The following is a 26,795-nucleotide window of genomic DNA, read 5'->3' as shown; positions in this document are numbered from 1 at the left end:
TGAGCGGGGTCAGTCCGCCGACGGCGACGGCGAGACCTTCGCGCCCTTCCTCAAGAACCCCATGTCCTCGAAGACCGGGGTCTGGAAGCCGAAGGCTCCCGCGTTCGCCAGGTTCTTGCGGGCCGCGGTGAGCTGGGGGCGCTGGTAGAGGGGGATGGAGCCGGCCGCGGCCCAGATGCGGGAGTCCGCCTTGCGGATGAGGGAGCGGGACTCGTCGGCGTCGAGGGTGGAGATCGCCTGGTCGAAGAGCTGGTCGACCTGGTCCGTGCCGACCCGGGTGTAGTTCTGCTCGACGTTCAGGGAGCCGTCGGCCGCCGGGACCGGCTTGGAGTAGATGGGGCGGGCGTCCGTCGCGGGGAACGCCGAGGCCGGCCAGGTGTAGAGGGCGAGGTCGTACTGGCCCGAGGCGACGTGGTCCTTGAAGTAGCTCTCGTCGGGGACCTTGGTGACGTCGGTGCGGATGCCGACCTTGACGAGCATCCGGGAGATCCGCTCGGCGACGACCCGGAGGGACTCGGAGCCGGGGCCCGACGGGACGACGAAGCGCAGGGTGAGCGCCTTGCCGTCCTTGGCGAGGGGACCGGCGGCGCCGCCGGGGGCGGGGGTGCCCTTCGGGGCGTACGCGCCGGGGGCGCCGTTCTGTTTGGCGTACTGCTTGCCGTCCTGGGCGCGGACCGAGGCGTCGTCCGAGGGGGCCTTGCGGGCCGGTGCTTTCTCAGCGGGCGCCTTGTCGTCCTCCCCCACGATGTACGTCCCGTCCCCGCCCCCGTCCGAATCCGCCGGCTTCTGCGGCCCCGCCCCCTTCTCCCCCGGCTTCTTCTCGACCACCGGCCCCCCGGCCACCCACCCCGCGTCCGTCAGCAGGGCCTGTGCCTCTGCCGTGTCCTGGCCGCCGAGCGCGCCGCTGCCGTCGGCGTACGCGTCCTGGCCCGAGAGGGCGAGGTGGGAGCCGACAGGGGCGGCGGGGAGGCCGAGGGGGTTCAGGACGGCGGAGGCCAGTTCCGTGCGGTCGAGGGCGCGGGCGACCGCGCGCCGTACGCGTTCGTCGGCGAGGGGGCCGTTCTCGCCGTTCATCGCGAGCTGCGTGTACGCGGGCTCCAGGGACTTGCGGACCTCGAAGCCCTGGAGGGTCTGCTGCTGCTTCTCCCAGGCCACGATGGCCCGGCGCAGCTTGGTGGCGGCGCGGACCTTGCGGTCGGTGCCCTCCTCCTCGTACTCGTCGCTCTCGGCCTTCGCGGCGGCCGACGCCTGGGCCATCGCCGTGCGCAGCGCCTTCGCGGCGGTACGGCCGCTGCCCGCGCCGGTCAGGGGGCCGCCGGTGCCCTTCGCGGCCTCGCCGATGCGGGTCGCGTCGGCGGGGTCGATGTCGGCGAGGTCGACGGTGCCCGCGGCGAGGGCGGCGGAGCGCTTCGCGCGGGGTACGGCGGTGAGGCGGATCTCGGACAACTTCGCGGGCCGTCCCCACCAGCGGGCGTTGCGGGTGAGGCGGACGACGTCCTTCTTGCGGTCGACGTCGGTGAGCGCGAACACCCCCGCCGTGACCTTGAGTTTGCGCCGCGCCCCGTCGTTGAAGGCGTCCGGCGTGCCCATGACGTCCTTGGGGTACAGCGGCGAGAACAGGGACTGCCAGTCGGCGTACGGGCGGCTGAAGGTGACGCGGACTTCGAGGTCGTTGGCGCCGCGCTCGACCTTCTCGATGCGGTCGTACCCGGCGTTGCGGGCGGTCCAGTACGCGCTGTCCTTGCCGGACAGGGCGCGCCACTGGGCGGCGAAGTCGGCGGCGCCGATCTCGCGGCCGTCGCTCCACACGGCCTGCTGGTTCAGGCGGTACAGGACGACCTGCTGGGGCTCGGTCTCGACGACCTTCGCGGACTCCAGGTAGTCGGCGTCGCGCTGCGGGCGGCCGTTCGCGTCGAGGCGGTACATGGCCGGCAGGACGGCCTGGGCGACGCGGGTGGTGGTGGCGTCGGCGTCGGACTGGAAGGTGTTGAAGGTGTCGGGCACGTCGTCGACGGCCCAGCGCAGGGTGCCGCCGTCGGCGACGAGGGCCCGGCCGGCGGCGGCGATCTGCTGGCCGGCGAGGGGCTTGGTGGCCTCCTCGTCGCCGGCGCAGCCGCTCAGCAGGGGGACCGCGAGCGCACCCGCGGTGAGGAAGGCGACCGAGCGCATGACCGCGCGGGTGCTGACGCCGTCGTATGACATCGCTGTTACCTCCGGCTCCGCGGGAGGGGCGCTCGCGGATCGACGTAAAGTCCGATCAACCCTTGATCGGATGTACGGGCGGGCGTACGCCGCCACTGAAGAGGACGGGGTGCGCGGAGGTCTTCCGACACGACGGGGGCGGGGCGGAAGGCCACTCGCACGGCGCAACGGGGCGGGTGTGTACGGCGCGCTTTGGGGCTTGCTTTGGGGCGCACGCTCCTCGCCGTCACGCGCTCCGGCGTACGTCCGGCAGCTCGCGCCCCCGCCGCGCGGCGCCTCCCGTCCTGTACCCCGGCGCAAATCTGCCCCCGTACGCCCCAACGGTCACCGAATCCGTGCACAGCGCTTCACACCGGGTGGCGTGACGCGCGACACTCGCAGGCGCATGAAACGTCATGTCCGCCCACGGAAGTGAGGCCGCGTCATGTCCGTTCACGACGAACTCACGTCGGTCCAGCGCTGCCTCGACGACCTGGTGCGCGCCCTCGGCCGGCTGGAGAAGCAGTGCGACCCCGGCTCGCTGGAGCTGCGCCGGGTCCGCTCCGACACGAACCATCTGCGCGAGAGCCTGGCGCTCCTGCGCGAGGCGACCCCGGGCCCGGCGGCCCGCCGTCCCGACCTGGTCCCCATCCCCGACACCCCGTACGACAGCACCCTGTGGACGGACTCGGACGACGAGGGAGTGGGCAACCGCCACCGACCCTGACCACCGAACGGGAGTCATCCTTGGCAACCGACACGGAACCCGGTACAGACCCTCGTCCTCGCCGGGGCGGCGTCCGCGCCCCGACCCGCGCCGCGATCTCCGCACCCCATCTGCGCACCGACCGCTGGTGGTTGGCGCCGGCCGTCACCGCCGCCGGGCTGCTCGCGTTCGTCGCGTACTCGACGTGGCGGGCGTTCGCGAACGCCGACTACTACGCGGCGCCGTACGTCTCGCCGTTCTACTCGCCGTGCCTCGCGGAGAACTGCGACCCGATGCGTTCGGGGCCCAACGCCGGGCTTTTCGGGGGCTGGTGGGGGATCTCCCCGGCGATCCTGATCCTGATCTTCCCGCTGGGGTTCCGGCTGACCTGCTACTACTACCGCAAGGCGTACTACCGGGGTTTCTGGGCCTCTCCCCCGGCCTGTGCGGTGGCCGAGCCGCACGCCAAGTACACCGGCGAGACGCGGTTCCCGCTGATCCTCCAGAACGTCCACCGGTACTTCTTCTACGCGGCTCTGGTGGTCGCGGGGATCCTCACCTACGACACCGTCCTGTCGTTCCGCGACGAGCACTACAACTGGGGCCATATGGGCCTGGGTTCGGTGGTGTTCCTCGTCAACATCGGGCTGATCTGGGCCTATACGCTCTCCTGCCACTCCTGTCGGCACATCGTCGGCGGCAAGCTCAAGCACTTCTCCAAGCATCCCGTGCGGTACAAGGCGTGGCAGTTCGTGGGGAAACTGAATGACCGTCACATGCTGCTGGCGTGGGCGTCGTTGATCAGTGTGGCCGCCGCCGACTTCTACGTGTATCTGGTCGCGTCCGGTGCTTTCGACGATCCGCGATTCTTCTAGTGAGTGGGGCCTTTTAATGTCCGTGGTCGACCGCCAGGAGTGGGACGTCGTCGTGATCGGTGCCGGCGGTGCCGGGCTGCGCGCCGCGATCGAGGCGCGCGAGCGCGGCGCCCGTACGGCCGTGATCTGCAAGTCGCTGTTCGGCAAGGCGCACACGGTGATGGCCGAGGGCGGCATCGCGGCGGCGATGGGGAACGTCAACTCCGGCGACGACTGGCAGGTCCACTTCCGCGACACGATGCGCGGCGGCAAGTTCCTCAACCAGTGGCGGATGGCCGAGCTGCACGCCCGCGAAGCCCCGGACCGGGTCTGGGAGTTGGAGACCTGGGGCGCCCTCTTCGACCGGACGAAGGACGGCCGGATCTCGCAGCGCAACTTCGGCGGCCACGAGTACCCGCGCCTCGCGCACGTCGGTGACCGCACCGGCCTGGAGCTGATCCGTACGCTGCAACAGCGGGTCGTCGGCCTCCAGCAGGAGGACCACAAGGAGACCGGCGACTACGAGTCGCATCTGAAGATCTTTCAGGAACGCACGGTGACACGGCTGTTGAAGTCCCCGGACGGCCGCGTGTCGGGGGTCTTCGCGTACGACCGTGAGACGGGCCGCTTCCTCGTGCTGGAAGCCCCGGCCGTCGTGATCGCGACCGGTGGCATCGGCAAGTCGTTCAAGGTGACGTCCAACTCCTGGGAGTACACCGGCGACGGCCACGCCCTCGCGCTGCTCGCCGGGGCGCCGCTGCTCAACATGGAGTTCGTGCAGTTCCACCCGACCGGCATGGTCTGGCCGCCGTCCGTGAAGGGCATCCTCGTCACCGAGTCGGTGCGCGGGGACGGCGGGGTGCTGCGCAACTCCGAGGGCAAGCGGTTCATGTTCGACTACATCCCGGACGTCTTCAAGGAGAAGTACGCCGAGTCCGAGGCGGAGGGCGACCGTTGGTACGAGGACCCCGACAACAACCGCCGCCCGCCTGAGCTGTTGCCGCGCGACGAGGTGGCCCGCGCGATCAACTCCGAGGTCAAGGCGGGCCGGGGTTCACCGCACGGCGGGGTCTTCCTGGACGTGTCGACACGGATGCCGGCTGAGGTGATCCGGCGCCGACTGCCGTCCATGTACCACCAGTTCAAGGAGCTGGCGGACGTCGACATCACGGCCGAGGCGATGGAGGTGGGGCCGACGTGTCACTACGTGATGGGCGGCATCGCGGTCGACTCGGACACGGCGGCTGCGCGCGGGGTACCGGGATTGTTCGCGGCGGGAGAAGTCGCGGGCGGAATGCACGGCTCGAACCGGCTCGGCGGCAACTCCCTGTCGGATCTGCTGGTGTTCGGGCGCAGGGCGGGGTGGCATGCGGCGAACTATGTGGACGACCTGGAGGTGCGGCCGGGGGTGGAGGAGGGGGCGGTGGATGCGGCGGCGGCGGAGGCGCTGCGGCCGTTCTCGGCGGAGGAGGGGGCGGCTGGGGCTGTGTGGGCGAGCGTGGGCGCGTCGGGGGGCTTGGGGGCGGGGGCGACGCTGGGGGCTTCGGGGGGCGCGGAGGCCGGGGCCGGAGCGGCGGGAGGTGGAGCCGAACCGGAGGGCGGGGACGCCGAGGCCATGCCGGCGGGCGTGGACGTCGAGGCCGCGCCGGAGAGTGGGGACGCCGAGGCCGAGCCGACGGAGGAGGGGGCAGCGGCTGGGACCGCGTCGGCGAGCGCGGGCGCGTCGGGAGTCTCGGGGGCGACGCCGGGAGCTTCGGGGGACGCGGACACGGAGGCCGTAGCGGCGGGAGGCGGAACCGTGCCGGAGGGCGGGGACGCCGAGGCCGAGCCGACGGAGGAGGGGGCAGCGGCTGGGACCACGTGGGCGAACGCAGGCGCGTCGGGGGTCTCGGGGGCGAGGGCGACGCCGGGGGCTTCGGGGGCCGCAGCGGCCGGAGCCGAGGTCGCGCAGGCAAGGGCCGGGGTCGCAGCGGCGGGAGACGGAGCCGAGCCGGTGGGCGGGGGCGCCGAGGCCGTGTCGGAGGGCCCGTCGGCCGTCTCCCCGTCCCCGCAGGCCGTCGTTCGGCCCGCGTCGGAGGCCCACCGGCCCCTGCCGAGGACCCCCGAGAACCCGTACACCCTCCACCAAGAGCTCCAGCAGGCCATGAACGACCTCGTCGGCATCATCCGGCGTGAGGGCGAGATGGTTCAAGCCCTCGAGAAACTCGCCGAGTTGAGGGTTCGCGCTCGCCGTGCCGGGGTCGAGGGGCATCGGCAGTTCAATCCCGGCTGGCATCTCGCCCTGGATCTGCGGAACATGCTGCTGGTCAGCGAGTGCGTGGCGCGGGCGGCGCTGGAGCGTACCGAGTCGCGGGGCGGCCACACCCGTGAGGACCATCCGACGATGGAGCGGTCCTGGCGCAACGTCAATCTTCTGTGCCAACTCACCGATCCCGAGGGCGAGTTGACCGAGCGCGACCAGATCACCCTGACCCGTGAGACGACCACCCCCATCCGCCCCGACCTGCTCGCCCTCTTCGACAAGGAAGAGCTGGTCAAGTACCTCGCCGAAGAGGAGCTGTACGAGTGAGTGGATACGAGGCCCGCTTCAAGGTGTGGCGGGGTGATGCCGGGGGCGGCGGCCTGGAGGACTTCAGCGTCGAAGTCAACGAGGGCGAAGTCGTGCTGGACATCATCCACCGGCTCCAGGCAACGCAGGCACCGGACTTGGCCGTGCGCTGGAACTGCAAGGCGGGCAAGTGCGGTTCGTGCTCGGCGGAGATCAACGGCCGCCCGAGGCTGATGTGCATGACCCGCATGTCGGTGTTCGAGCGGACGGAGACCATCACGGTCACCCCGCTGCGGACCTTCCCCGTCGTCCGCGACCTGGTGACGGACGTCGGCTTCAACTACCAGAAGGCCAGGGAGGTTCCGGCGTTCGTACCGCCCGCCGGAGTGGGCCCCGGCGAGTACCGGATGATGCAGGAGGACGTGGACCGCCCGCAGGAGTTCCGCAAGTGCATCGAGTGCTTCCTCTGCCAGGACACGTGCCATGTCGTACGCGACCACGAGGAGAACAAGACGGCGTTCGCGGGCCCCCGATTCCTCATGCGGGTAGCCGAGTTGGACATGCACCCGCTGGACGCGGCCCAGGAGTCCGGCCTGGACCGCAAGACGGCGGCCCAGGACGAACACGGCCTCGGCTACTGCAACATCACCAAGTGCTGTACGGAGGTCTGCCCCGAGGGCATCCACATCACCGACAACGCGCTGATCCCGCTGAAGGAGCGGGCCGTCGACCGCAAGTACGACCCGCTGGTGTGGCTCGGCAACAAGATCCTCCGCCGGACCCCTTAGGCCTTCTTCGCCCGCAGGTACCCCGAGTGCGCCACGGAACCGAGGAATTCGAGCCGGGTCTCCCCGGCCATGTGCTTGTCGAACGCCTCTTTGATCCCGGGCCACTTGGGGTGACCGAAGTCGTCGAGGACGACGATCCCGCCCGGCGCGATGATCTCCTCGACCCACTCCAGGTCCTGCGCGACCCCGTTCGCGGAGTGGTCGCCGTCGACGATGATCGCGCCGTACTTCCGGTCGGAGACCAGCGCACGGACCTCGGGGTCCTCGGAGAAGCCCTGCTGGATACGGGCCGCGGCGCCCGCCGCACCGGCCAGCGAGAGGTTCGTGCGGACGGCCGCGCCGCGCACCGGCGTGCCCGTCGCGTCGTCGCCCATCGTCGTGCCCGGCTGGAGCTGCGTACCGGCCAGCGGGTCGACGATCGTGAGCTGCGGGTCGCGGCCCGCGCGCTCCATCATGCGGATCAGGGCCGCGCTGAACATGCCGTACAGCGTGCCGATCTCCAGGATCTCGTCGTTCGGCGGGTCCAGGAGGGGGACGGCGGAGAGCTTGCCGACGATGTTCATCGTGCCGCCCGCGATCCGGCCGACGCCGAGTGCCTCGACGGCGATGAGCAGCCGGAACGCCTGCGCGACGGCCCGCTCGGAGCCCTCGCGGTCGCCGGTCACCACTGTCAGTTCCCTGATCGCCTTGTCGAGGTGCTCGCCGCCCGGCATCCGGGAGACACCGCGCCCGGTGCCGTCGAAGAACAGCTCCATCGGCCGCTGGCGGTCGCGGAGCTGCTTCAGTTCCCGCTGGATGTCTGCCGCCGGGCCCGCGCTCTTCACGGCCTTGCGGACCTGCCGTTCGATGCGCTGGTCGATGAGTTCCGCCGCCGGGCGCAGCGCGCGGCGGACGGCCTTGCTGGTGAGTAGCGATCGCATCAGGGAGGATCCCTCACAGAGTTCGGAGATGTGGACGCTAGGGCGTGCACATGAGCCGCACAACCAACGCGTGGATCCCTGATGGCGAAGCCGGTATGAACTTCCGGTGAAGCTTGCGGCCGGCGGTTTCAGCGGGCGTCTTCCAGGAGACGCAGCGCCTCTCCCAGATTGTGCTCCGCGATGCTCTTCATGAACCGGGGGTTGGGGAAATCTCCCCTCAGCAATGTCAACGGGCCGCTGACCAGGCTGAGATGCATGCACAGCCGGTAGAACCTGAGCCTGTCGACGTCCAGTTCGGGGTGCGGCAGGCGCTCGTACCAGTCCCCGAACCTCAGCTTCAGAAAGACGTGCTCCTGCTCCAGGTCGAAGTACATCAGCCCCTCGATGTCGATCAGCACCGGCTCGCCGTCCTCCGTCAACAGAACGTGATCGGCGCCGAGTTCGCCGTGAATCAAGGCGTGCCGGCTGCGCGGCTGGACGGCCTCGTAAAGGCTCTCGATCCGCTCGGCGAGGGGTTCCCGTACGGCGGCGAGCCGCGGCTCCAGCGCAACACCCTTGTCGAGTTCCCTCAACATCCCTTCGTAGACGACCTGTTCGCACGAGGTCCCATGAGAAACGCCGCCGGAATCGACGAGGGCGACCTTCCCGTACCGCGCATTCTCATGAGCGTGCATGACCCGCAGGGCTTCCGCGAGGCGGTCCAACGCCGGGTGCTGGGGGTCGCGTTGGAGGACATCCTCCAGGGTGCCACCGGTGACGTCCTCGGCTACGACGGCGTCCGCTCCGACGTACAGGATGCGCGGGGTGCGGACGCCTACGGCGGTCAGGCGGTCGTGGGCGGCTACGAGGAGGTCGCGGCCGGTGGCTGGGGAGAACGGGCGCCGGGGGTCGGGGGGTTGGGTGTGGTCCCAGTAGTTTTCGTCGGGGGACCAGATGTAGGCGATGGCGGTGCGGGCGTCGTCCAGATGAAGCCGGTAGACGCCCTTCTTGGAGCCGCCGCGAAGACGCTCGGCGTGGAGGAGCTGCCGGTGCTTTCCGAAGGCTTCGTGGGTGAGGGGGGCGAGGTCGGGGGTGGTGAGGTGGGTTCGGGGGGAGTGCATCGCCGGAGTCTTGCGGAGCGGGTCGGTTGGGCCAAGGGGTTTTTGCATTGGGCCGGGTGGGGGCGGCGTTGGGGGGGCAGCGGGGTGCGGGGAGCCGTACCGGCGTGGCAGTCACGAGGGTTTTAGGGGTGCGGGAAGCTCTTGAGGCGCGGCAGCTGCATGCGCGCGCGGGAGCTGGGCAGCTCTCAAAGCGCGGCAACCGCACGTCTTTTAGCGGCGCGAGAACGCCGGGCGACTCTCAAGACACGGCAACCGCATGTCTTTTAGGGGCGCGGGGAACTGCGCGACCAGCCACAACGGACCCGCAGCCGCCCCACAACCGATCCCACCCCCTAGAACAGACTCAACAACGCCTCCGCAGGGTCAACCGGCGTCGAGTCCCCATCCGGCAGCGGCAGTTCGAACCACACCGTCTTCCCCCGAGGCGTCCGCCGAGAGCCCCACGCCGCAGACAGCAACCCCACTAGTTGCAGTCCCCGACCCCCCTCGTCCGTATCCCGCGCACGCCTCCGCCGAGGCTGAACCAACCCCGAGTCCCACACCTCGCACACCAACGTCCGGTCCAGCAGAAGCCGAAGCCGAATCTCCCCCTCGCCATACCGCAACGCATTGGTGACAAGCTCACTCACCAGCAACTCGGTCGTATCGACCAGGGGTTCAAGATCCCAGCTCACCAACTGCGCCCGCGCATACTCCCGAGCCCGCCCCACACTCTTCGGCTCACGAGGCAACGTCCAGTCCCCCACGGACTCCGCAGGCAACCCCTGAACCCGCGCCATCAACAACGCGATGTCGTCCTCACCATGGTGGGAGTCAAGCGTGTTGAGAACGTGATCGCAGACGTCCTCCAGCGGCTGGGAGGGATCGGTCAACGCCCCCACGAACGCCTGGAGCCCTTCATCGAGGGGATGGTCACGGGACTCGACCAACCCGTCCGTGTACAGCGCGAGCAACGCCCCCTCAGGCAGCTCGACTTCAACCTCCTCGAACGGCTCCCCACCCACCCCGAGCGGCATCCCCGGCGGCACGTCCAGCATGAGCGCAGGCTCACCCGGCTCCACCAACACCGGCGGCAGATGCCCCGCGTTGGCGAACGTGCACCGGCGAGTGACGGAGTCGTACACCGCGTACACGCACGTCGCGAGGTACACCTCGGAGAGGTCCGCCTCCCGGGGCCGCCGAGCCGCACGGGTCGCCTGCTGAACACCCCCCGGCGTACCGAGCCCGCGCGCGATCTCGTCCAACGCGGTGAGAACCTCGGCGGGTTCGGTGTCGAGCAGCGCCAACGTCCGGACAGCCGTACGGAGTTCCCCCATCGCGACAGCAGCCCGCAGCCCCCGCCCCATGACGTCCCCGACGACCAACGCCGTACGGTGACCCGGCAGTTCGATGACGTCGAACCAGTCGCCACCGACCTCGCTGGGGCGCCCCGTCGCGGCGTTGCCCGGCAGATAGCGGCAGGCGATGTCGAGCCCGGAGGCGATCGGGTCACCCGGCGGCAGCAGCGAGCGTTGCAGTATCAACGCGCGTTCCCGCTCACGCCGGTACAGCCGCGCGTTGTCGATGCTGACGGCGGCCCGCGCCGCCAACTCGACCGCCAGGTCACGGTCCCGGTCGCCGAACGGCTCGCTCCCCTTCGTACGGGAGAACTGCGCGAGCCCGACGACGGTGTCGTGCGCGACCATCGGCACGGCCAGCGTGGACTGCACGAGGCCGCCCTCCTCGCCGGAGATGTGCTGGGGGCGTGCGGTGCGCAGCGCGTCCGCGCGGGAGGACGTGAACGGGAAGTGGTGGACGGCGCCGACGGGGATCGGCGTGCCGCCGGTCGCGGTGAACGGGACGTCCGAGACGGCCGACGCGAAGGCGACGCGGCGGAGTTCCGCGCTGCCGTCCGCGAGGCCGGGCGGGGTCTCGTCGCCGGCCAGCAGGCCCTGGTAGAGGTCGACGGTCGCGAGGTCGCAGAAGCCGGGGACGACCACGTCGAGGAGTTCGCGGGCCGTCGTCTCCAGGTCGAGGGAGTTGCCGATGCGGGCGCCGGCCTCGTTCAGGAGGGCGAGGTTGCGGCGGGCCGCAGCCGCTTCCCTGGCCGCCGCTCTGCGTGCCGTGATGTCGATGCCGAGCCAGGCGATGCCGATCGGGCGTCCGCTGCCGCTGTGCACGCGGTACAGGTTGATCGACCAGTGCCTGCGTTCGTCCGAGTCCGGTGTGAAGCCCGTGACGTGCATGTCCGTGATCGAATCGCCGGTCTGGAGCACCCGCTTCAGGATCGCGGTGACCCGCTCGGCCTCCGACCGCTGGAGATAGTCCGTGACGCCGCGGCCCCGGTGATCGTCCGGCGTCCCCCCGAACAGCGACGCGAACCGTTCGTTGGCCCGCCGCACTCTCAGGTCCGGGTCGATCAGCAGGAACCCGAACGGGGATTGGCCGAAAATCGACTGTGAGGCGGCGAGGTCGGTCTCGATGCTCCGCAAGGTCCTCACATCGACGACGATGCAGACGGCGGCCCTGTCGCCGTCCGGCGTCGTCGTCGGCATCACATAGACCTCGGCGAGCCCCCGCTCCCCGCTCTCCGGCACCTTGAACGGCACCACACCGGTCCACTCCCGCCCGTCCAGGATCTCCGCCATCTTCCGCTGCCCGCGCGCGCGCAGGTCGGGGTCGATGAACGCCTGGATCGGATCCAGCCCCACAGCCCGCTCGGCGGCGATCCCGAAAATCTGCTCGGCCCGCAGGCTCCACTGGTCGACGAGCCCGTCGGGGCCGATGGAGAAGGAGGCGACGCGGATGTAGTCGTAGATGGACCCCGGGGGGTTGCTCTGCCAGACGGCGTCGGCGGGGGGGATGTCGGAGAGGGCTGAGGGGGATACGGCGGTGGCCTCGCCGCGCGCGGGGGCGGTACGGGGGCGGGTGGCGCCCGGCGGCTCGTCCTGCGGGGCGTCGTCCGCCGGATCCGTACGGGAGGCTGCGGAGGAGCCGTCGGCGGGCTCGCCGTGCGCGGCGCCTGCGGGGTTCGGCCCCGAGCCCGTGGGATTGCCGCCGCGTGCGCCTGTCCGGCGCGGGATGGGGGCGTCCGTGGAGGTGTCGCGGGAGCGGGCCGGGGTGCTGCCGCGCGAGGCGTCGGAGCCGTCGTGGGGCTGGGCCGGGGTGTCGCCGTGCGAGGCACTGGAGTGGGTGGGGCTGCCGCCGCGCGAGGCGTCGTGAGACTGGCCCCCTGGGGCGTCGGAGGCCCCGCGAGACTGGCCGTACGCGGCGTCGGAGACCCCGCGAGATTCGCCGTGCGCGGCGCCGGAGCCGCCCCGCGCCTCGTTCCGGGCACCGCCGGAAGCCGCCCGGCGTGGTTCAGCCGCGTCAGCGCGGCCCGGGCCGCCCGGCTGCCCGGCGTCCCTCCGCCCCGTCCCACCGGCCGAGGCGCCATCGCCGAAGGCGCCTGCGGCGTCCGACGGGTCGTCGTGCGACTCCGTGGCCTTCGCTGGTATCTCGCTCACGCGAACCGTCCCCTCCAGCTCACCGCGCCCGGTACCGGTCACCAGGGGCGGCTGCCCGCAGTATCCAGCACTACGGGGCCGCACGGCACGGTGTTCACGATCACAGCACGGCCCAGGCGTTTTTTGGACCGTTCCGTTCCAACACTTCCACTCTTCTAACCAGCGGGCACACCCTCGAACCACCCGGATCGACACGAGTCCCTGGCCGAAAACCGACGTACCCCGCCGACGAGGCGCCCGCACCGGCATTTTCGCAGGTCACTCGGACACCGCCAGTTCGAACCAGACCGTCTTGCCGGACGCGTCCGGACGCGTACCCCACCGGTTCGCCGCGGACGCGAGCAGCTGGAGCCCTCTGCCGCCCTCGTCCTCCGGCCGGGCCGCGCGCTCGCGGGGCGGGTCGGGCAGCGGATCGGAGACCTCGACGACGAGTACGTCACCGAGCCCGGCGGGACGGATGAGCCGTACCCGGATCGGCCCGGCCGCATGGCGCAGGGCATTGGTCACCAGCTCGCTGACGAGCAGCACCGCGACATCGCTCACCCCCTCAAGACGCCACCCCCTCAACTGCCCCCGAACAACCGCACGAGCCCCGCGCACCGCTCCCGGGTCCGCCGGGAACGTCCACTCGGCGCAGTCGCCTTCGGTGTCGATCACGCCGATCACTTCCCAGCACAGCAATGCACGCCATGTCCGATTTCAGATATTCGATAACCACATACCCGATATCGCACACCCGGTACCACCCGACTTGGCGCACTTCACCCCACCCGGCGCACACCCGCCCCCACACTCCGGCACACACACCGCCGGTCACCCCCACCCCCGCCTCACTCCACCCCCGTACCCATCCTCCCCACCACTTCCCGCACCGCCTCCACATCCTGTTCCAGCCAGTCGACGCCCCACACCTCGTCCCGCCCCAGCCACCGCAGATCGTCGTGGTCCTCCAGCGGCGCGGGCCGGGGTGAACCGGGCCGCAGCCGGGCGACGTAGACGTGAAGGGTGTACGGCGACCGAAGCGGCCACTCCCCCGGCACCCGCTCCCCGACCTCCGCGTCCACCCCCAACTCTTCCCGGAGTTCCCGCGCCAGCGCGTCCTCGGCCTTCTCCCCGCGCTCCACCTTCCCCCCGGGCAACTCCCACCGCCCGGCCAACTCGGGCGGCGCACTGCGCCGAGCGGCGAGCAGCCTCCCCTCGTCGAGAAGCGCCGCCCCGACCACCACGATCCGCTCAGTCATGCGCGGGAGCCTACGGGAGCCGGGGAAGGGGCCGGGGTTTCACACGCCTCACCCCCGAGCCACCCGCGCAACTCCCCGCCCCCGCCGGTCAGTTGCGGCTGGGATCCCCATGCTGGCCCGCCCGCTCGACCCAATACATCTGCCGATGCCCGGCGGCGTCCAGGCTGTCCGCGATCTTCTGCGCCTCGTCCTGGGTCGCGTAACGCCCCACCCGGTACCGGTTCCCGTTGTCGTCCTGGCGTATGACCAGCCAGGGCAGGGAGATGGTGTTGTTGTCGGTCATCGCGCCCCGCCCCTCCCGCACGCCCCACCCGCTGAGGAAACCGCACTACGCATATGCCCGAGCCTACGCCCTACCTTCACGCACCGAACACGCCTTTTCACCAACAGACATGCAACAAGCCCGCCAGGAGGGGAAACCCCACAAGAACCCCACCCCAACCCCCACACAAACAGGGCGCACAACCTCGACCGAGCGCCCCCGCCCGGTCCCCGAAGGGCCCCTCAGCGGACCGGCAGGTGATAAGCCACCCGGTACCGGTCGGCCGGAATCACCACGTCCGCGGTCTCCACCGCCCTCCCCGACGCGAAGTACGTACGCTGCACCACGATCACCACATGCCCGGGCACGCCCCCCAGCGCGGCCAGCTCGTCCGCGAGCCCCGGCCGGGCCCCCACCTCCTCGGCGACGTTGTCGACGATGACGTCGATGGCCCGCATCCGCTCGACGACGCCCATCCCCCCGAGGGGCCCCTCCTCGGGCAGCATGACGGGCGTGCGCCCCGTGAGGGCCAGCGGCTCCCAGGACGTGGACAGCATCATCGTCCGCCCGCCCTCGCGGAAGACGTACCGCGTCCGCATGACCCGCCCCCCCTTCTCGATCCCGAGCCGGGAGGCGACGGCCGCGTCCGCGTCGGCCTGTTCGCTGCTGGACTCCCAGGTCCCGCGCACATCCCCCTCGGCCTGCTCCTGCCGGAACGGCGTGGCGCCCCCGACCGGCCGGAACCCGGAGCGGGCGATCCGGCGCGGGACCGGCCGCTCACGGACGTACGTTCCCGACCCGGAGCGCCCCTCGACCAGCCCCTCGGCCATCAGCACCTTGCGCGCCTCCAGCGCGACCGTGTCGGAGACCCCGTACTCCTCGCGGATCCGCGCCTGGGACGGCAGCCGCGTGTGCGGCGGGAGCGAACCGTCGGCGATCTTCCTGCGCAGATCTCCCGCGACCCTCAGATACGCCGGTTGCTCACCGATACTCACAAGGCCGCTCCCATCAGGCTTTACAGACAGCTACAGCCTGGCAACCGTGGGTTCCTCCATGCAAGCAAAGGCCAGAGAATCACTCGATGTGATGACAAAACCCGGGGTGGAGCTTTACGCAGGAACTTTCTCCCGGTATAGCCGCGTTCACACCTCAGACGTCGAGTCGGCCGCTGTCGTCGTCGGTCGAGGGCACGGTGACCGCGAGCCCCAGCGCACTGCGCGCCCCGATCGTCGTGGCCCCGTCGACGAACGCGTACCCGGCGTCGTACGCGTCGTAGTACGCGTCCGCGTCGTCGGCGACGGCGGCTTTGCGCCACGACTCGCGCGCGTCGCGCAGATCCCGGACGAGGAGGTCGAGCGCGGGCTGCGCGCCGGACCACGAGCGCGACTGAAGCGCCGTCGCCTGCTGTCCGAGCGCGTCACGGACCTCGGCGGCCCACGCCGTGTTGGCCGCCAGGTCCTCCTCCGGGTAGTCCTCGGGCTCGGCGTACAGGGCGTCGTCGATCGCGGACATGGCCGTCAGGAAGGCGAGTTGGCGGTCGTCGAGGTTGGTCTCGTCGCGGCGCAGCGAACCGATCATGGGGGTGCCGAAGTCGGAGCGCGCGTACACGCAGGTGATCGCGCGGTCGCCGGACTCCCAGCCGTCGCGCTCGGGGAGCAGCGTGTACCAGTCGGTGCCGTCCGGCACGGCCCACGGGTCCATCGTGTAGCCGAGCTTGAGGTCGTAGCACTTCTCGTTGCCGATCTCCCGCAGCTTCGCCCGGCCGGGGAAGACATCGCCGTCGACGGGTACGACGCCGAAGATCTCGGCGTCGTGCGGGTGCGCGCAGTCGGCCTCGTCGACGTCGTACACGTCGGAGCTGATCGTGTCGCCCGGCGGCAGGTCGAAGCAGTCGCCCGTGTCGAGCGCGGAGACGGTGGTGATCTCGGCGGCGTCCTCGATGGCGTGGACGGTGTCGCGGGCGACGTTCGTGGTGAGCGCGACGAGCCACAGGGCGAGGCCGAGGGACGACAGGACGATCCCGATGACGGCCATCGCCTTGCCGCGCTCGCCGCGCCGCTTGATCTGGACGAGCGCGATGATCCCGAGGACGATCCCGACGGCGGGCAGGAAGCACAGCGCGCCGAGCACGAGCGCGGAGATCGCCACGCCGTTGACCTGCCGCACCGGCCGGAACGGCCCCGGCGCCCAGCCCTGCCCCCAGCCCTGCGGCGCCGGCGCGGCGACCGGCACCTGTCCCGGCTCCGGGGCGCGGAACGGGTTCTCCTGAGGCCCCTGGGGCCCGGGCGGGGGTGTCGACACGGGTAGCGTGCTCCTGGTTCGGACGGTCCGGTTTTCACACAGGTGTGCGAGCGCATCGTAAGCGAGCGGTAAACGAGGGCGGAAACGCGTATGCGTACGGCCGTACAGGCGGCGAACGCGCTCACCTCGCGGTGGGGCGGGGCCGTGGACGTCTCGCACGGTACGGCCTTCTCGGCGGCCGGGGTATGGCCGCTGCTGGCGTTCCTCGCGGACGGGGCGGACGGGGCGGCCCGCTCAGAGCTGTCGGCGGCGGTGGGGGTACCGGCCTCGCAAGCGGCGTCCCTGGCACGGGAGTTGCTCGCCGGGCTCGCGGACGTCGCCGGGGTGGACAGCGCGGTCGGAGTGTGGGCGCGGCGGACTCTGGAGCTGCGGGAGTCGTGGGGCGAGGGCCTGTCGCGCGGGGTCCTCACCGGTGACCTCGCCGCCGACCGGGACGCCCTCGACGCGTGGGCCCGCGAGCACACCGGCGGTCGTATCCCCTCGATGCCGGTCACCCTCGACCAGGGCACCGAACTCGTCCTCGCGAGTGCGCTCGCGCTGCGGACGCGGTGGGCGGAGCGGTTTCGGGAGACGTTCCTGGACTCGCCGCACTGGACCGGCCGCGCGTACCTGGGACTGCGCCGGGTGACCGCCTCCCTCGACGAACTCGCCGTCGCGTCCACGCCGTTCGGGTACGTCACCGAGGTGCGGGTTCTCGGTACGGAGTCCCTCGACGTCCATCTCCTGCTGGGCGAGCCGGAGTTGCCGCCCTCCCAAGTGCTGCGGGCCGGCGTCGGACTGCTCGCCGGGGAGCATCCCGTCGTACCCGGCTCCCGGCTCGCCCTCGGTGACGCCGGGCCCGGCGTGCGGGTGCGGGAGAGGCCGAGTGCGGAGCCGAACCCTGCCGAACTGGACGTCCTGACCGCGCCGTTCGCGTTGACGGCTCGCCACGATCTGTTGTCCTCCCCGGAGTTGTTCGGCCTGAAGGCCGCGCAGGACAGGTCGCACGGCCACTTCCCCGGGGTCAGCGGCCGTCCCCTCGCGGTGAGTTCGGCCGAGCAGTCCGCCGTCGCCCGGTTCGGCGCGGAGGGGTTCGAGGCGGCTGCGGTGACGCTGGTCGCCGCTGCGGCGGCCGGTGTCCCCCGGTTCCGCTGGACCACCAGAACGGTCGAGGCACGCTTCGACCGGCCCTTCGGGTTTCTCGCGGTGCACCGGGGGACGGGGCTGGTGCTGATGGCGGGGTGGGTGACGGAGCCGTCGGACTGGCACGAGTTTCCGGGGCGGGGCTGAGGCGGGCGGGCCGCCACTGTCCCCGCCCCACAGGGAGAGCGTCCCCCGAAGGTGGGCCCATACCGTTTCCGCAGGTCAGCCGTACCGGCCCGGCCGCTCTCCCCTGCGTCATCGGCGAACCGTCCCTCTGTGGCCCACCGCGCGCCCCCGAGACGTCCGGTGGGCCCGCGTCCGCTTGCGGCCCCACCCGGGGGCGGGACGGGCGGCTGACCCCGGGCGGGGGCGGCCGGTGTGGTCCGGGAACACTTACACCGCTCGTTGCAGACGCGGTGCAAGCCGATTGTTGACGGCGTTGTCATCACGGCTTCGCACATGGGGCCGGGACAACCACCGGGCGCCCCAAAGTCGATAGCGGGCCCACCTGGTTACAGGGCGGTGACCAAAGAGACGGTTGGGACAGCGACCGACAGTAGCTGTCCCCCCACACACCGCTGAGGAGACCGTCGTGCCTGTGTCCACCTGCGCCGGGCCCGTGACCGCACGCCACCCGTCCACGAGCCGGCCCCCCGCCCCGGCCGTAGACGCCGTGGCCGCCGACCTGAGCCGGGTCCTGTTCGCCCCGTTCCGCAGAAGGGACCAGCGGCGCAAGGCCGAGATGTACTTCCAGGGCCTGCTCACCACGAGCGGCCGCAAGTCCGTACGGAACATCGCCGCGCACCTGGGCGACCCGGGCGCGGAACAGGGCCTGCACCACTTCATCTCCTGCTCCACGTGGGACTGGCGCCCCATGCGGGCCGCGCTCGCGGCGTATACAGAACGCCTCGCGCCGGCCCAGGCGTGGGTCGTCCGTTCCATGCACATCCCCAAGGCCGGCGAGCATTCCGTCGGCGTGGACCGGCTGTTCGCACCCCAGCTGGGCCAACTCTTCTCCGGACAGCAGGCGATCGGCGTCTGGTACGCGTCCGAACGGCTCAGCGCGCCCGTCCACTGGCGCCTCCTGCTCACCGACCCCTGGGTCAGCGACCGGCGCCGCCGCGACCGGGCGGAGGTCCCGGAGAAAGCGCCCGCCGAGAGCCTCGAACAGTGCACGGCGGAAGCCGTGTTGGAGGTCGTCCAGCGCAACGGCAGCGTCGCGCGCAGGCCGGTCGTCCTCGACGTCCGGGGCGGTACGACGGCGGCGACGCTGACGCGGCTCACGGACGCCGGGGTGCCGGTGCTGGCCCGGGTGACGGCGGCGACGCGGCTGGCTGTCGCCGACCGTGCGCTTCCCGGTTTCCGCGCCGGGCTCCTGTGCGCGTCGCAGATCCTGGAGGCGACGAAGGGGCTGCGCCGACCGGTGACGTGGCCCGACCCGGCCAACGCCGGCGCGGTGCGCTCCGCGCTGGCGTCCGTGGTGCGTGTGACGGTTCCCGACGCGCAGGGGCGGCGACACCCGATGCTGCTCCTCGGCGAGTGGTCCGACCCCAACCAGCCGCCGTCCGCAGCGTGGTTGACGAACCTGAACGAGTCGCCGGTGGGCCGCTTGGTCCGCCTCACGCGTCTCCCGCGCCGGGTGGAAACGGACTTCACGGAGATAGGCGAACCGTGCGGCCTACGGGACTTCATGGGCCGCTCGTTCCCCGGCTGGCACCGTCACGTGACTCTCGCATCGGCCGCCCACACGGCGATGTCGCTGGCACGAGCGGACCATGCACTGACGATGCCGCCCCACTTGTAGCCTTCGCACCGAGCCCCCGCCGACAGGGTTCGGTACGACGTCAAATGTCCGATGGGGTGAGGTTGTTGGACGAGTGCGGGCGGGTTGTGGCTGGTCGCGCAGTTCCCCGCGCCCCTAAAAGCGACAACTGACCGCCGCCTGAGAACGAACCCCGACACGCTCGCCATACTCCCACAATGGCCCCCAGCACCTGCATGCTTGGGGCCCCTCACCCCCGTACCCGTACTAGCACCGACGCGAAAGCCGCCCCACCGCAGAACCCCCTACCCACGCCCCACCGGCGGACAGCCGCGAACGGCGGGGAGCGGGGTGCGGGGGTGCGGCGCAGCCCGTTGCTTACACAGTCGGTTGCTGGCTTCCTTGGGAACGGGCGGCCATCGTCCCCGCAACGGGCTCGCCGCACCCCCGCACCCCCGACCCACCCCCCGGTCTTCAGCGGCGCAGAACGTCCCGAACCCGGTGGAGACGCAAGGCCAGTTGGATCTCCAGCAGGGGCCCAGGGTTCTGCCAGTCGGGACCCAGCAGAGCGGTGATGCGCTCCAGGCGCCGGGAGACCGTGTTGGGGTGGACGTGGAGCGCGCCGGCGGCCCCCGTGGGGCTGGACTTCGCCGCGAAGTACGCCTCCAGCGTGACCGCGAACTCCGTGAAGTGCTCCTCGTCGTGGCGGAGGATGGGCCCGATCGTGGAGTCGACGAAGCCACGGACGTCACGGTCGTCGGAGAGCAACACGCCCAGGAAGCCGAGGTCTTGGGGCGCGGCGGTGGCACCGGGCGCGTCGAGGGCGGTCACCGCGTCCAGACACCGCACCGCCTCCTGGAAGACCCGCCGCACCTCAAGGACCCCCCGCCCGGGCCCGGCAGCCCCGCAGGACACGGGCCGCCCGAGCAGCGGCGACAACTCCCCCGCGACGGCCCGCGCGGCGGCGGACGCGTCGGTGCCGGGCAGGAGGAGGACCATGCAGCCGTCGTGCTCGGTCTTGAGGCCGGTCATGCGGTGGACGTAGGAGAGGGACCAGACGGTGGCCCGCCCGTGGTCACCGCCTTCGGGCCGCATGACGACGAGGACGTACGGCTCGTCGAGGTCGACGCCGAGCTGGCGCGCGCGTTGGGCGATCCGGCGGGGCGCGCGGGGCGGCGCGGAGACGAGTTCGTCGAGGAGTTCGTCGCGCTGGGGGCCCTCGGTGAGGCCGGCGCTGCCCTGGATGAGGAGCTGAACGGCGCATACCTGCGCGGCGAGTTGGAGGAGCCGCTCGTCGGCGCCGACGAGGGGGGTCTCGGGGTCGAGGACGAGGTACCCGAGGTTCTCGGCCCCGGCGATGACGGGCGCGACCCAGACCCCGCCGGGGGTACGGACGGTGGTCCGCCGGGCGTGGGCGTCGAGGATGGCCTCGGCGACGGTACCGCGAGCACCGGCAACTCCCCCGCGCCCGGGGCCACTTCCACTCCGGGCACTCCCAACTCCGGCCCCGGCGAAGCCGTCGGCGCCCTCGTCCTCACCTTCGCTGCTCGCCAGCAGCCTCCCGGCGGGATCGAAGAGCCGGGCCCGCCCGTCCAGCGCGGCGCCCGCCGCCGAGACGATCGTCGCGAGGTTCGCCCCCACCAGCGGCAGGCTCATGATCCGCCCGTACGCGTCGGTGAGTTCCTGGAGCCGGACGAGCCCGGCGCGCACCCGGTAGTTGTCCTGCTCCAGCTCGGTGGACTGGTGCCGGGCGTGCTGGAGGAGGCGCGCGTTGTCGACGGCGAGAGCCGCGAGGTCGGCGAACTGGATCATCGCGCCGATCTCGTCGGGCGTGAAGTGCCGTACGGCGCGCTGGGCGCCGTAGAGGACGCCGACGGCGGAGTCACCGACGCGTAAAGGGACGGCGAGGAGGGCGCGCAGCCCCTCCGCCTGGGTGGCCTCGTCGAGCCCCTTGGACGTGACGAAGGTGTGGTCGAGGAGGCAATCGGCGGTCCACGCGGGCGATTTGGTGCGCAGGACGCGCGCCCCGACGCTGCCCTCGGAGACGAGGTCGACGTTGGTGCTGAGGTCGGTGACGGACCCCTCGGCCGCGTGCCCGCGGATCTCGCCGTCGAGGTCGGTGAGGACGACGAAGGCGATGTCGAGGCTGAGGAGCCTGCGGGCGCGCCGCGCGACGGTCCGCAGCAGCGCGTCGACGTCGGGCGCGTCCATCAGGTCGCGGGCGGTGTCGACGAGCGCGGTGAGGTCGTCCTCCCACTGCCGGCGTCTGCCGGGCCGTTCGGGCAGGGCGCGGGCGAGTTGTACGGCCCGGCTCAGGCGTCCGAGTTCCGCGTCGGGCAGGCCCTCACGGCGGGCCCGTACGAGCAGCGAGTCGAAGCGGCTCGGCGGGCTGTCCTCCGCGAGGAGTTCCAGTACGGCGAGTATGTGACTGTCCGTGTTCGGCGGCTCCATCACCCAACCCATCCCCCGTAGTTCGAAATGCGATCTTCCCGGAAGGTAGAGGTCTGCCCGGCCACCGGTCAACGCTCTGCGACACTCCGGCAGCGGACGGTCAGCTCGGCGATCGAAGTGGCCGACAGGACAGGGTACTTGATGAAGATTCAGCCCTACGGAAAACAGATTCAGCTCTACGGAAAAACGGGGCGCGGTCGGTTAAAGGGTTTCCAGATATCCACGAATGTTCCGCTGAATCTCCACAACACTGTCGCCTCCGAACTTCTCCGCGACCGCGTCCGCGAGGACGAGCGCGAGCATCGCCTCGGCGACGATCCCGGCGGCCGGTACCGCGCAGACGTCGGAACGCTGGTGGTGGGCGACGGCGGGTTCGCCGGTCGCCATGTCGACGGTCCGCAGCGCGCGCGGGACCGTCGCAATCGGCTTCATCGCGGCGCGCACGCGCAGGAGTTCACCGGTGGACAGCCCACCCTCGGTCCCGCCCGCGCGCCCGCTCGCCCGCCGTACGCCGTCCGGCCCGCGCACGATCTCGTCGTGTGCCTGTGAACCCGGGACGCCCGCCAACGCGAAGCCGTCGCCCACCTCTACGCCCTTGATCGCCTGAATTCCCATGAGGGCGGCGGCAATTCGGGCATCGAGCCGCCGGTCCCAGTGCACGTGCGACCCGAGCCCGACCGGCACGCCGTACGCCAGCACCTCGACGACCCCGCCGAGCGTGTCCCCGTCCTTGTGGGCCTGGTCGATCTCGGCGACCATCGCCTTCGAGGCGTCGGCGTCGAGACAGCGCACCGGGTCCGCGTCGAGTCTCTGTACGTCGGACGGGGTGGGGAGGACTCCGTACGGCGCCTGCGCGCCCGCCAGTTGGACGACGTGGCTGACGATCTGCACGCCGGCCGTCTCCCGGAGATACGCCCGCGCGACCGCGCCCAGCGCCACACGGGCCGCCGTCTCCCTCGCCGACGCGCGCTCCAACACCGGCCTGGCTTCCGTGAATCCGTACTTCTGCATCCCGGCGAGGTCCGCGTGGCCCGGGCGCGGGCGGGTCAACGGGGCGTTGCGCTGTACGCCGTTGAGCTCGGCGGGGTCCACGGGGTCGGCGGCCATCACCTTCTCCCACTTGGGCCACTCGGTGTTGCCGATCATGACGGCCACCGGGGAACCGAGGGTGAGGCCGTGCCGGACGCCGCCGAGGAAGGTGACCTCGTCCTGCTCGAACTTCATCCGGGCGCCCCGGCCGTACCCGAGCCGCCGCCGGGCAAGGTGGTCGGCGACCTCGGCGGTGGTGATGGGGACTCCGGCGGGGAGACCTTCGAGGGTGGCGACTAGGGCGGGGCCGTGGGATTCACCTGCGGTGAGCCAGCGGAGTCTGGTCAAGGGGGGCTCCTCGAAAGGGGGTTGTGGCGGTCTTCAACTCCAGCGCGTCCAGGGCCGCTTCGGTCACCTCGTCCGGGGTGCGCCGGTCCGTGGCGACGATCGCCGTGGCGACCTCCTCGTACAGATGGCGGCGTGCGGCCATCAACTCCCGCCACTTGTCGAGGGGGTTGGCGGCGAGCAGGGGGCGCCCGGCGCCGAGGTCCAGTCGCCGGGCCGCCTCGGCGGCACCCATCGTCAGGTACAGCACCCGGCGTCCGGCGAGCAGAGCACGCGTACCGGGGTCGAGGACGGCCCCGCCGCCAAGGGCGAGGACCCCGCCGTGCCCGTTCAGCGCCCGGACGACCGCCCGCTTCTCGGCGGCACGGAAGGCGGGTTCACCGTCGACCGCGAAGATCTCGGCGATGGTGCGGCCCTCGGCGGTGACGATGTCGCCGTCGGTGTCCCGGAACCCGGTGCCGAGACGGACGGCGAGGAGCCGACCGACGGTGGACTTGCCGACGCCCATGGGGCCGACGAGGACGGCGACGGGGTCGGTGGGGTGCGGGTCGGGGCCGGTGAGATGCGCGACGAGGCCGGTGAGGTCCGAGCCAGGACCGGCGACGTGCAGTCCTGGGCCGGCGAGATGCCAGCCGGGGCCGGGGGCACCGATGGCCCGCCGCCCAGCCTCACCGGCGGGCCAACTCACCTGCCCCGCCCGGGAATCGGCCCGCCCGGGACCGGTGACCTGCGGGCCAGGACCGGCGAGATACCGGTCGGGGCCAGGGTCGCCGATGGCCCGCCCCCCAGCCTCACCGGCGGGCCAACCCGCCTGCCCCGCCCGGGAATCGGCCCGCCCGGGACCGGTGACCTGCGGGCCAGGACCGGCAAGATGCCAGCCGGGGCCGGCGAGATGCCGGTCGGGGCCGGGGGCGCCGATGGCCCGCCGCCCAGCCTCACCGGCGGGCCAACTCACCTGCCCGGCCCGGGAATCGGCCCGCCCGGGACCGGCGACGTGCGGGCCGGGACCGGCGAGATGCGAGCCAGGACCGGCGAGATGCCAGCCAGGACCGGCGAGATGCCAGCCGGGGCCAGGGGCACCGATGGCCCGCCCCCCAGCCTCACCGGCGGGCCAACTCACCTGCCCCGCCCGGGAATCGGCCCCGCCCCTCACGACGCCAGCGCCGGCAGCCCCGCCACCAACGCGTCGAGCAGCCCCGCCGTGATCCGGGGCCCGTCCACCGTCAACAGCGACTCCGCGTGGAACTGCATCGACGCGAACCGCCCCGACCGCAGCGCGTGTACCTCCCCCGTCGCGGGATCGCGGCTGACCTCGACCTCCGTACCGTCGGGGAGAGTCAGCCGGTCCCGGTCCGCCCGTGCCGAGAACGTGTTGTAGAAGCCGACGCGCTCGGACACCCCGAACAGGTCGATCTCCCTCTGCACGCCCTGGTTGGGCACGTCACGCCGGACCACGTCCAACCCCAGCCGCCGGGCGAGGACTTGGTGGCTCAGACACACCGCGAGGAACGGTCTCCGCTCCCGCAGCAGACAGCTCACCGCCGCGTCGAGGTGGGCGATCTTCACATGCCCGGTGTCCTGGGGGTCACCGGGCCCCGGGCCCATCACGACGAGGTCGAACTCGTCGAAGACGTACGGCTCGTCGAACCGACGGACCGTCACCTCCAGCTCCAGCGCCTTGAGTTGCTTCTCGATCATCGACGTGAACGTGTCCTCCGCGTCGACGACGAGCACCCGCTGCCCCGCGAGCCGGGGCCGCGAACCGACCTGCGCGGCGCCGTCCGCGAGCCAGAAGTCGGCGACGGAGAGGTTCCGTTGCTCCAGCGCCGCCCGCACCTCGGGATGCGAGGTGAACCGCGTCGGCCCGCCCGCCTCCAGCGCCGCGACCAGCCCGGCCGCCTTGGCCCGGGTCTCGGCGACCTCGGCGAGGGGGTCGGAGTGCCGTACGAGCGTGGCACCGACGCCGATGCGAACCCGGCCGCCGGCGTCAATGTCGGCCGTACGGATGAGAATTGCGGAGTCCATCGTGCGAACTCCCCGCTCGTCGCGCCCGATCAGCGCGGCGACCCCGCTGTAGTACCCCCGCCCGCGCGGCTCATGACGGGCGATCACCCGGCACGCGCTCTCCAGCGGGCTGCCCGTGACGGTCGGCGCGAAGAGCGTCTCGCGCAGGATCTCGCGCGGATCGCGCTCGCAGCGCCCCTCGATGAAGTACTCGGTGTGCGCGAGCCGAGCCATCTCCTTGAGGTACGGCCCGACAACTCGCCCGCCGTCCACGCAGATCCGGGCCATCATCTTGAGTTCCTCGTCGACGACCATGTACAGCTCGTCGGCCTCCTTGCGGTCGGCGAGGAAGTCGAGGACGCCGGGCAGGGTCGGCCCGGACTCGGGGTAGCGGTACGTCCCGCTGATCGGGTTCATGACGGCGGTACCGTCGTGCAGGCTGACGTGCCGCTCGGGCGTCGCGCCGACGAACGTACGCTCCCCGGTGTGCACGACGAACGTCCAGTACGCCCCGGTCTCCCGCTCGACGAGGCGGCGGAAGAACGTCAGCGCGGAGTGGACGCCGTACCCGGTGATGTCGGCCGTGAACGACCGCTTGATCACGAAGTTGGCGCCCTCACCGGTGCCGATCTCGTCCGCGACGACGCGCCGCACGATCTCGGCGTACTCCTCGTCCCCGACGTCGAAATGACCCCCCGTCAGCTCGATCCCGGCGTCCGGGATCCGCGCGAGCGCCTCGGCGAGCGGCAGGGTCTCCTGTTCGGTGACGCTCATCGCGATGAGCGGCGCACCGTCGTCGTGACTCTCGAACCCCCGCTCGGCGACTTGCCGGTAGGGGATGAGGACGAGCACTTCGGCGCCGGGCCCGCGATCGTCGTCACCGGAAAGGGGTATCTCACCGAGCGTGGAAGGGAGTTGAACCTCCCCGAGCAGCACGTCCAGTGAACGCGGCCCGGCGGTCTCCGGCCGGAACAACACGGCGAACGGCCCCGCGTTTCCCTCAAGCACCCTTTGCAGAGCATCAGTTGTCATCCCAGAACCTCCTTCGTCGGCAGTACGACCGCACAGCAGCGGGCCGCGTACTCCAGAGCCATCCGGTGATCGCCCTCCCCGAAGTCCGCGACGGCGTCGGCGACGAGGAACGTCTCGATGTCGTGCGTGTACGACTCCACGCAGGTAGCCAGCACGCCGACGTGCGCGTAAACCCCACACACGACCAACTGATCCCGCCCGGCATCGCGCATCCGCTGCAACAGATTGGTGTTGAAGAAGGCGCTGTACCGCCACTTGGTGAGCAGCCAGTCCCCATCGCGAGGAGCAACGGGCTCAACAACTTCCCGATCAACGGGATCAACACGCATCCCGGGCCCCCAGAAGTCCTTGAGCAGCCCGCGCTGTTGGGGAGTCATACCGCCGGGCTGAGCGGTATAGGCAACGGGCACGGAGGCACCCCGAGCCCAGGAGGTCAACGCGGCGGCATTACCGATGAGTTGGGAGCGAAGCCCTTCGGGAAAGGGCCGAAGAAAATACCGCTGAAGATCATGAAGCAGCAGAACGGCCCGCGCAGGATCAACGCGCCACGAGGGAACGCGAGGCGGAAGAGAATCGGCGGTGGGCATGGGATAAGGCGGGATAAAAGGCAGACCAGACATGGGGTTCCCTTTCGACAGGGGCTCAGTTGACGCACCTAAAGGGG

The 26,795-nt window shown here is 71.4% G+C and carries 20 protein-coding genes; 6 read left to right on the top strand and 14 right to left on the bottom strand.

Annotated elements, in window-relative coordinates:
- Nucleotides 1-9: 9 nt before the first annotated feature.
- Complete coding sequence (locus J8M50_RS31110) at nucleotides 10-2,202, bottom strand: ABC transporter family substrate-binding protein (RefSeq protein WP_010350570.1); 2,193 nt, start codon at nucleotides 2,200-2,202, stop codon at nucleotides 10-12.
- A 424-nt stretch (nucleotides 2,203-2,626) separates the two neighbouring features.
- Here J8M50_RS31110 and J8M50_RS31105 point away from each other — a divergent pair, with 424 nt between their 5' ends.
- The 4 genes from J8M50_RS31105 to J8M50_RS31090 are packed head-to-tail and all read left to right on the top strand — an operon-like array spanning nucleotide 2,627 to nucleotide 7,077.
- Complete coding sequence (locus J8M50_RS31105; protein ID WP_010350571.1) at nucleotides 2,627-2,908, top strand: Rv0250c family protein; 282 nt, start codon at nucleotides 2,627-2,629, stop codon at nucleotides 2,906-2,908.
- A 20-nt stretch (nucleotides 2,909-2,928) separates the two neighbouring features.
- Nucleotides 2,929-3,762, top strand: a complete 834-nt coding sequence (sdhC, locus tag J8M50_RS31100; protein ID WP_010350572.1) for a succinate dehydrogenase subunit SdhC — start codon at nucleotides 2,929-2,931, stop codon at nucleotides 3,760-3,762.
- A gap of 16 nt (nucleotides 3,763-3,778) precedes the next feature.
- Nucleotides 3,779-6,310 (top strand): fumarate reductase/succinate dehydrogenase flavoprotein subunit, encoded by a 2,532-nt coding sequence (locus tag J8M50_RS50430; RefSeq protein ID WP_010350573.1) that lies wholly within the window; start codon nucleotides 3,779-3,781, stop codon nucleotides 6,308-6,310.
- Nucleotides 6,307-7,077: a succinate dehydrogenase/fumarate reductase iron-sulfur subunit gene (locus tag J8M50_RS31090; RefSeq protein ID WP_010350574.1), complete on the top strand. Its 771-nt coding sequence runs from the start codon at nucleotides 6,307-6,309 to the stop codon at nucleotides 7,075-7,077. The genes J8M50_RS50430 and J8M50_RS31090 overlap by 4 nt, the downstream gene beginning before the upstream one ends.
- Here the strand turns inward: J8M50_RS31090 and J8M50_RS31085 are convergent.
- The 8 genes from J8M50_RS31085 to J8M50_RS31050 form a co-directional block, all read right to left on the bottom strand.
- Entirely contained in the window at nucleotides 7,074-7,997 is a 924-nt protein-coding gene (locus tag J8M50_RS31085) for a class I SAM-dependent methyltransferase (RefSeq protein WP_010350575.1), read from the bottom strand. The two genes, J8M50_RS31090 and J8M50_RS31085, sit on opposite strands and share 4 nt — an antisense overlap.
- Before the next feature lie 128 nt (nucleotides 7,998-8,125).
- Nucleotides 8,126-9,097, bottom strand: coding sequence for a phosphotransferase (locus tag J8M50_RS31080; protein ID WP_010350576.1), 972 nt, complete (start codon nucleotides 9,095-9,097; stop codon nucleotides 8,126-8,128).
- Between the two features lie 332 nt (nucleotides 9,098-9,429).
- Entirely contained in the window at nucleotides 9,430-12,624 is a 3,195-nt protein-coding gene (locus tag J8M50_RS31075; protein WP_010350577.1) for a SpoIIE family protein phosphatase, read from the bottom strand.
- A 216-nt stretch (nucleotides 12,625-12,840) separates the two neighbouring features.
- Complete coding sequence (locus tag J8M50_RS31070) at nucleotides 12,841-13,248, bottom strand: ATP-binding protein (protein ID WP_029183392.1); 408 nt, start codon at nucleotides 13,246-13,248, stop codon at nucleotides 12,841-12,843.
- Nucleotides 13,249-13,412: 164 nt separating this feature from the next.
- A complete protein-coding gene (locus tag J8M50_RS31065; protein ID WP_010350579.1) occupies nucleotides 13,413-13,823 on the bottom strand; it encodes a (deoxy)nucleoside triphosphate pyrophosphohydrolase in 411 nt (136 codons plus the stop codon).
- 88 nt (nucleotides 13,824-13,911) lie between these two features.
- On the bottom strand, nucleotides 13,912-14,106 hold the full coding sequence (locus tag J8M50_RS31060; protein ID WP_010350580.1) for an SPOR domain-containing protein: 195 nt from the start codon (nucleotides 14,104-14,106) through the stop codon (nucleotides 13,912-13,914).
- Nucleotides 14,107-14,327: 221 nt separating this feature from the next.
- A complete protein-coding gene (locus J8M50_RS31055) occupies nucleotides 14,328-15,080 on the bottom strand; it encodes a GntR family transcriptional regulator (protein WP_010350581.1) in 753 nt (250 codons plus the stop codon).
- A 154-nt stretch (nucleotides 15,081-15,234) separates the two neighbouring features.
- Entirely contained in the window at nucleotides 15,235-16,386 is a 1,152-nt protein-coding gene (locus J8M50_RS31050) for a DUF4190 domain-containing protein (RefSeq protein WP_029183393.1), read from the bottom strand.
- Nucleotides 16,387-16,476: 90 nt separating this feature from the next.
- On the opposite strand from J8M50_RS31050, the gene J8M50_RS31045 reads away from it, so the two are divergent.
- Both J8M50_RS31045 and J8M50_RS31040 read left to right on the top strand, forming a co-directional pair.
- Nucleotides 16,477-17,655: a serpin family protein gene (locus J8M50_RS31045; RefSeq protein WP_010350583.1), complete on the top strand. Its 1,179-nt coding sequence runs from the start codon at nucleotides 16,477-16,479 to the stop codon at nucleotides 17,653-17,655.
- 472 nt (nucleotides 17,656-18,127) lie between these two features.
- Complete coding sequence (locus tag J8M50_RS31040) at nucleotides 18,128-19,312, top strand: IS701 family transposase (protein WP_422397594.1); 1,185 nt, start codon at nucleotides 18,128-18,130, stop codon at nucleotides 19,310-19,312.
- 432 nt (nucleotides 19,313-19,744) lie between these two features.
- Here the strand turns inward: J8M50_RS31040 and J8M50_RS31035 are convergent, their stop codons facing one another.
- From J8M50_RS31035 to J8M50_RS31015, 5 genes are all read right to left on the bottom strand, one after another.
- Nucleotides 19,745-21,721 (bottom strand): helix-turn-helix domain-containing protein, encoded by a 1,977-nt coding sequence (locus J8M50_RS31035; protein ID WP_010350586.1) that lies wholly within the window; start codon nucleotides 21,719-21,721, stop codon nucleotides 19,745-19,747.
- Between the two features lie 201 nt (nucleotides 21,722-21,922).
- A complete protein-coding gene (gene aroC / locus J8M50_RS31030) occupies nucleotides 21,923-23,098 on the bottom strand; it encodes a chorismate synthase (RefSeq protein WP_010350588.1) in 1,176 nt (391 codons plus the stop codon).
- Complete coding sequence (locus J8M50_RS31025; RefSeq protein WP_050987116.1) at nucleotides 23,067-23,603, bottom strand: shikimate kinase; 537 nt, start codon at nucleotides 23,601-23,603, stop codon at nucleotides 23,067-23,069. The genes aroC and J8M50_RS31025 overlap by 32 nt, the downstream gene beginning before the upstream one ends.
- A 641-nt stretch (nucleotides 23,604-24,244) precedes the next feature.
- Nucleotides 24,245-26,131, bottom strand: a complete 1,887-nt coding sequence (locus J8M50_RS31020; protein ID WP_040835298.1) for an anthranilate synthase family protein — start codon at nucleotides 26,129-26,131, stop codon at nucleotides 24,245-24,247.
- Nucleotides 26,128-26,751 (bottom strand): isochorismatase family protein, encoded by a 624-nt coding sequence (locus J8M50_RS31015; protein ID WP_010350592.1) that lies wholly within the window; start codon nucleotides 26,749-26,751, stop codon nucleotides 26,128-26,130. Before J8M50_RS31015 ends, J8M50_RS31020 begins: the two co-directional genes overlap by 4 nt.
- Between the last annotated feature and the right edge of the window lie 44 nt (nucleotides 26,752-26,795).

Origin of the sequence: Streptomyces acidiscabies (assembly GCF_020010905.1) — a bacterium.
GTDB classification, from domain to species: domain Bacteria; phylum Actinomycetota; class Actinomycetes; order Streptomycetales; family Streptomycetaceae; genus Streptomyces; species Streptomyces acidiscabies.
This window is presented reverse-complemented; position numbering and strand designations above follow the sequence as displayed.

Excerpts from the sequence above, each read along its gene's own strand:
- J8M50_RS31110 (WP_010350570.1), bottom strand. The coding sequence starts at position 2,202 with ATGTCATACGACGGCGTCAGCACCCGCGCGGTCATGCGCTCGGTCGCC.
- J8M50_RS31105 (WP_010350571.1), top strand. The coding sequence starts at position 2,627 with ATGTCCGTTCACGACGAACTCACGTCGGTCCAGCGCTGCCTCGACGAC.
- J8M50_RS50430 (WP_010350573.1), top strand. The coding sequence starts at position 3,779 with ATGTCCGTGGTCGACCGCCAGGAGTGGGACGTCGTCGTGATCGGTGCC.
- J8M50_RS31085 (WP_010350575.1), bottom strand. The coding sequence starts at position 7,997 with ATGCGATCGCTACTCACCAGCAAGGCCGTCCGCCGCGCGCTGCGCCCG.
- J8M50_RS31080 (WP_010350576.1), bottom strand. The coding sequence starts at position 9,097 with ATGCACTCCCCCCGAACCCACCTCACCACCCCCGACCTCGCCCCCCTC.
- J8M50_RS31065 (WP_010350579.1), bottom strand. The coding sequence starts at position 13,823 with ATGACTGAGCGGATCGTGGTGGTCGGGGCGGCGCTTCTCGACGAGGGG.
- J8M50_RS31060 (WP_010350580.1), bottom strand. The coding sequence starts at position 14,106 with ATGACCGACAACAACACCATCTCCCTGCCCTGGCTGGTCATACGCCAG.
- J8M50_RS31045 (WP_010350583.1), top strand. The coding sequence starts at position 16,477 with ATGCGTACGGCCGTACAGGCGGCGAACGCGCTCACCTCGCGGTGGGGC.
- J8M50_RS31035 (WP_010350586.1), bottom strand. The coding sequence starts at position 21,721 with ATGGAGCCGCCGAACACGGACAGTCACATACTCGCCGTACTGGAACTC.
- J8M50_RS31025 (WP_050987116.1), bottom strand. The coding sequence starts at position 23,603 with ATGGGCGTCGGCAAGTCCACCGTCGGTCGGCTCCTCGCCGTCCGTCTC.
- J8M50_RS31020 (WP_040835298.1), bottom strand. The coding sequence starts at position 26,131 with ATGACAACTGATGCTCTGCAAAGGGTGCTTGAGGGAAACGCGGGGCCG.
- J8M50_RS31015 (WP_010350592.1), bottom strand. The coding sequence starts at position 26,751 with ATGTCTGGTCTGCCTTTTATCCCGCCTTATCCCATGCCCACCGCCGAT.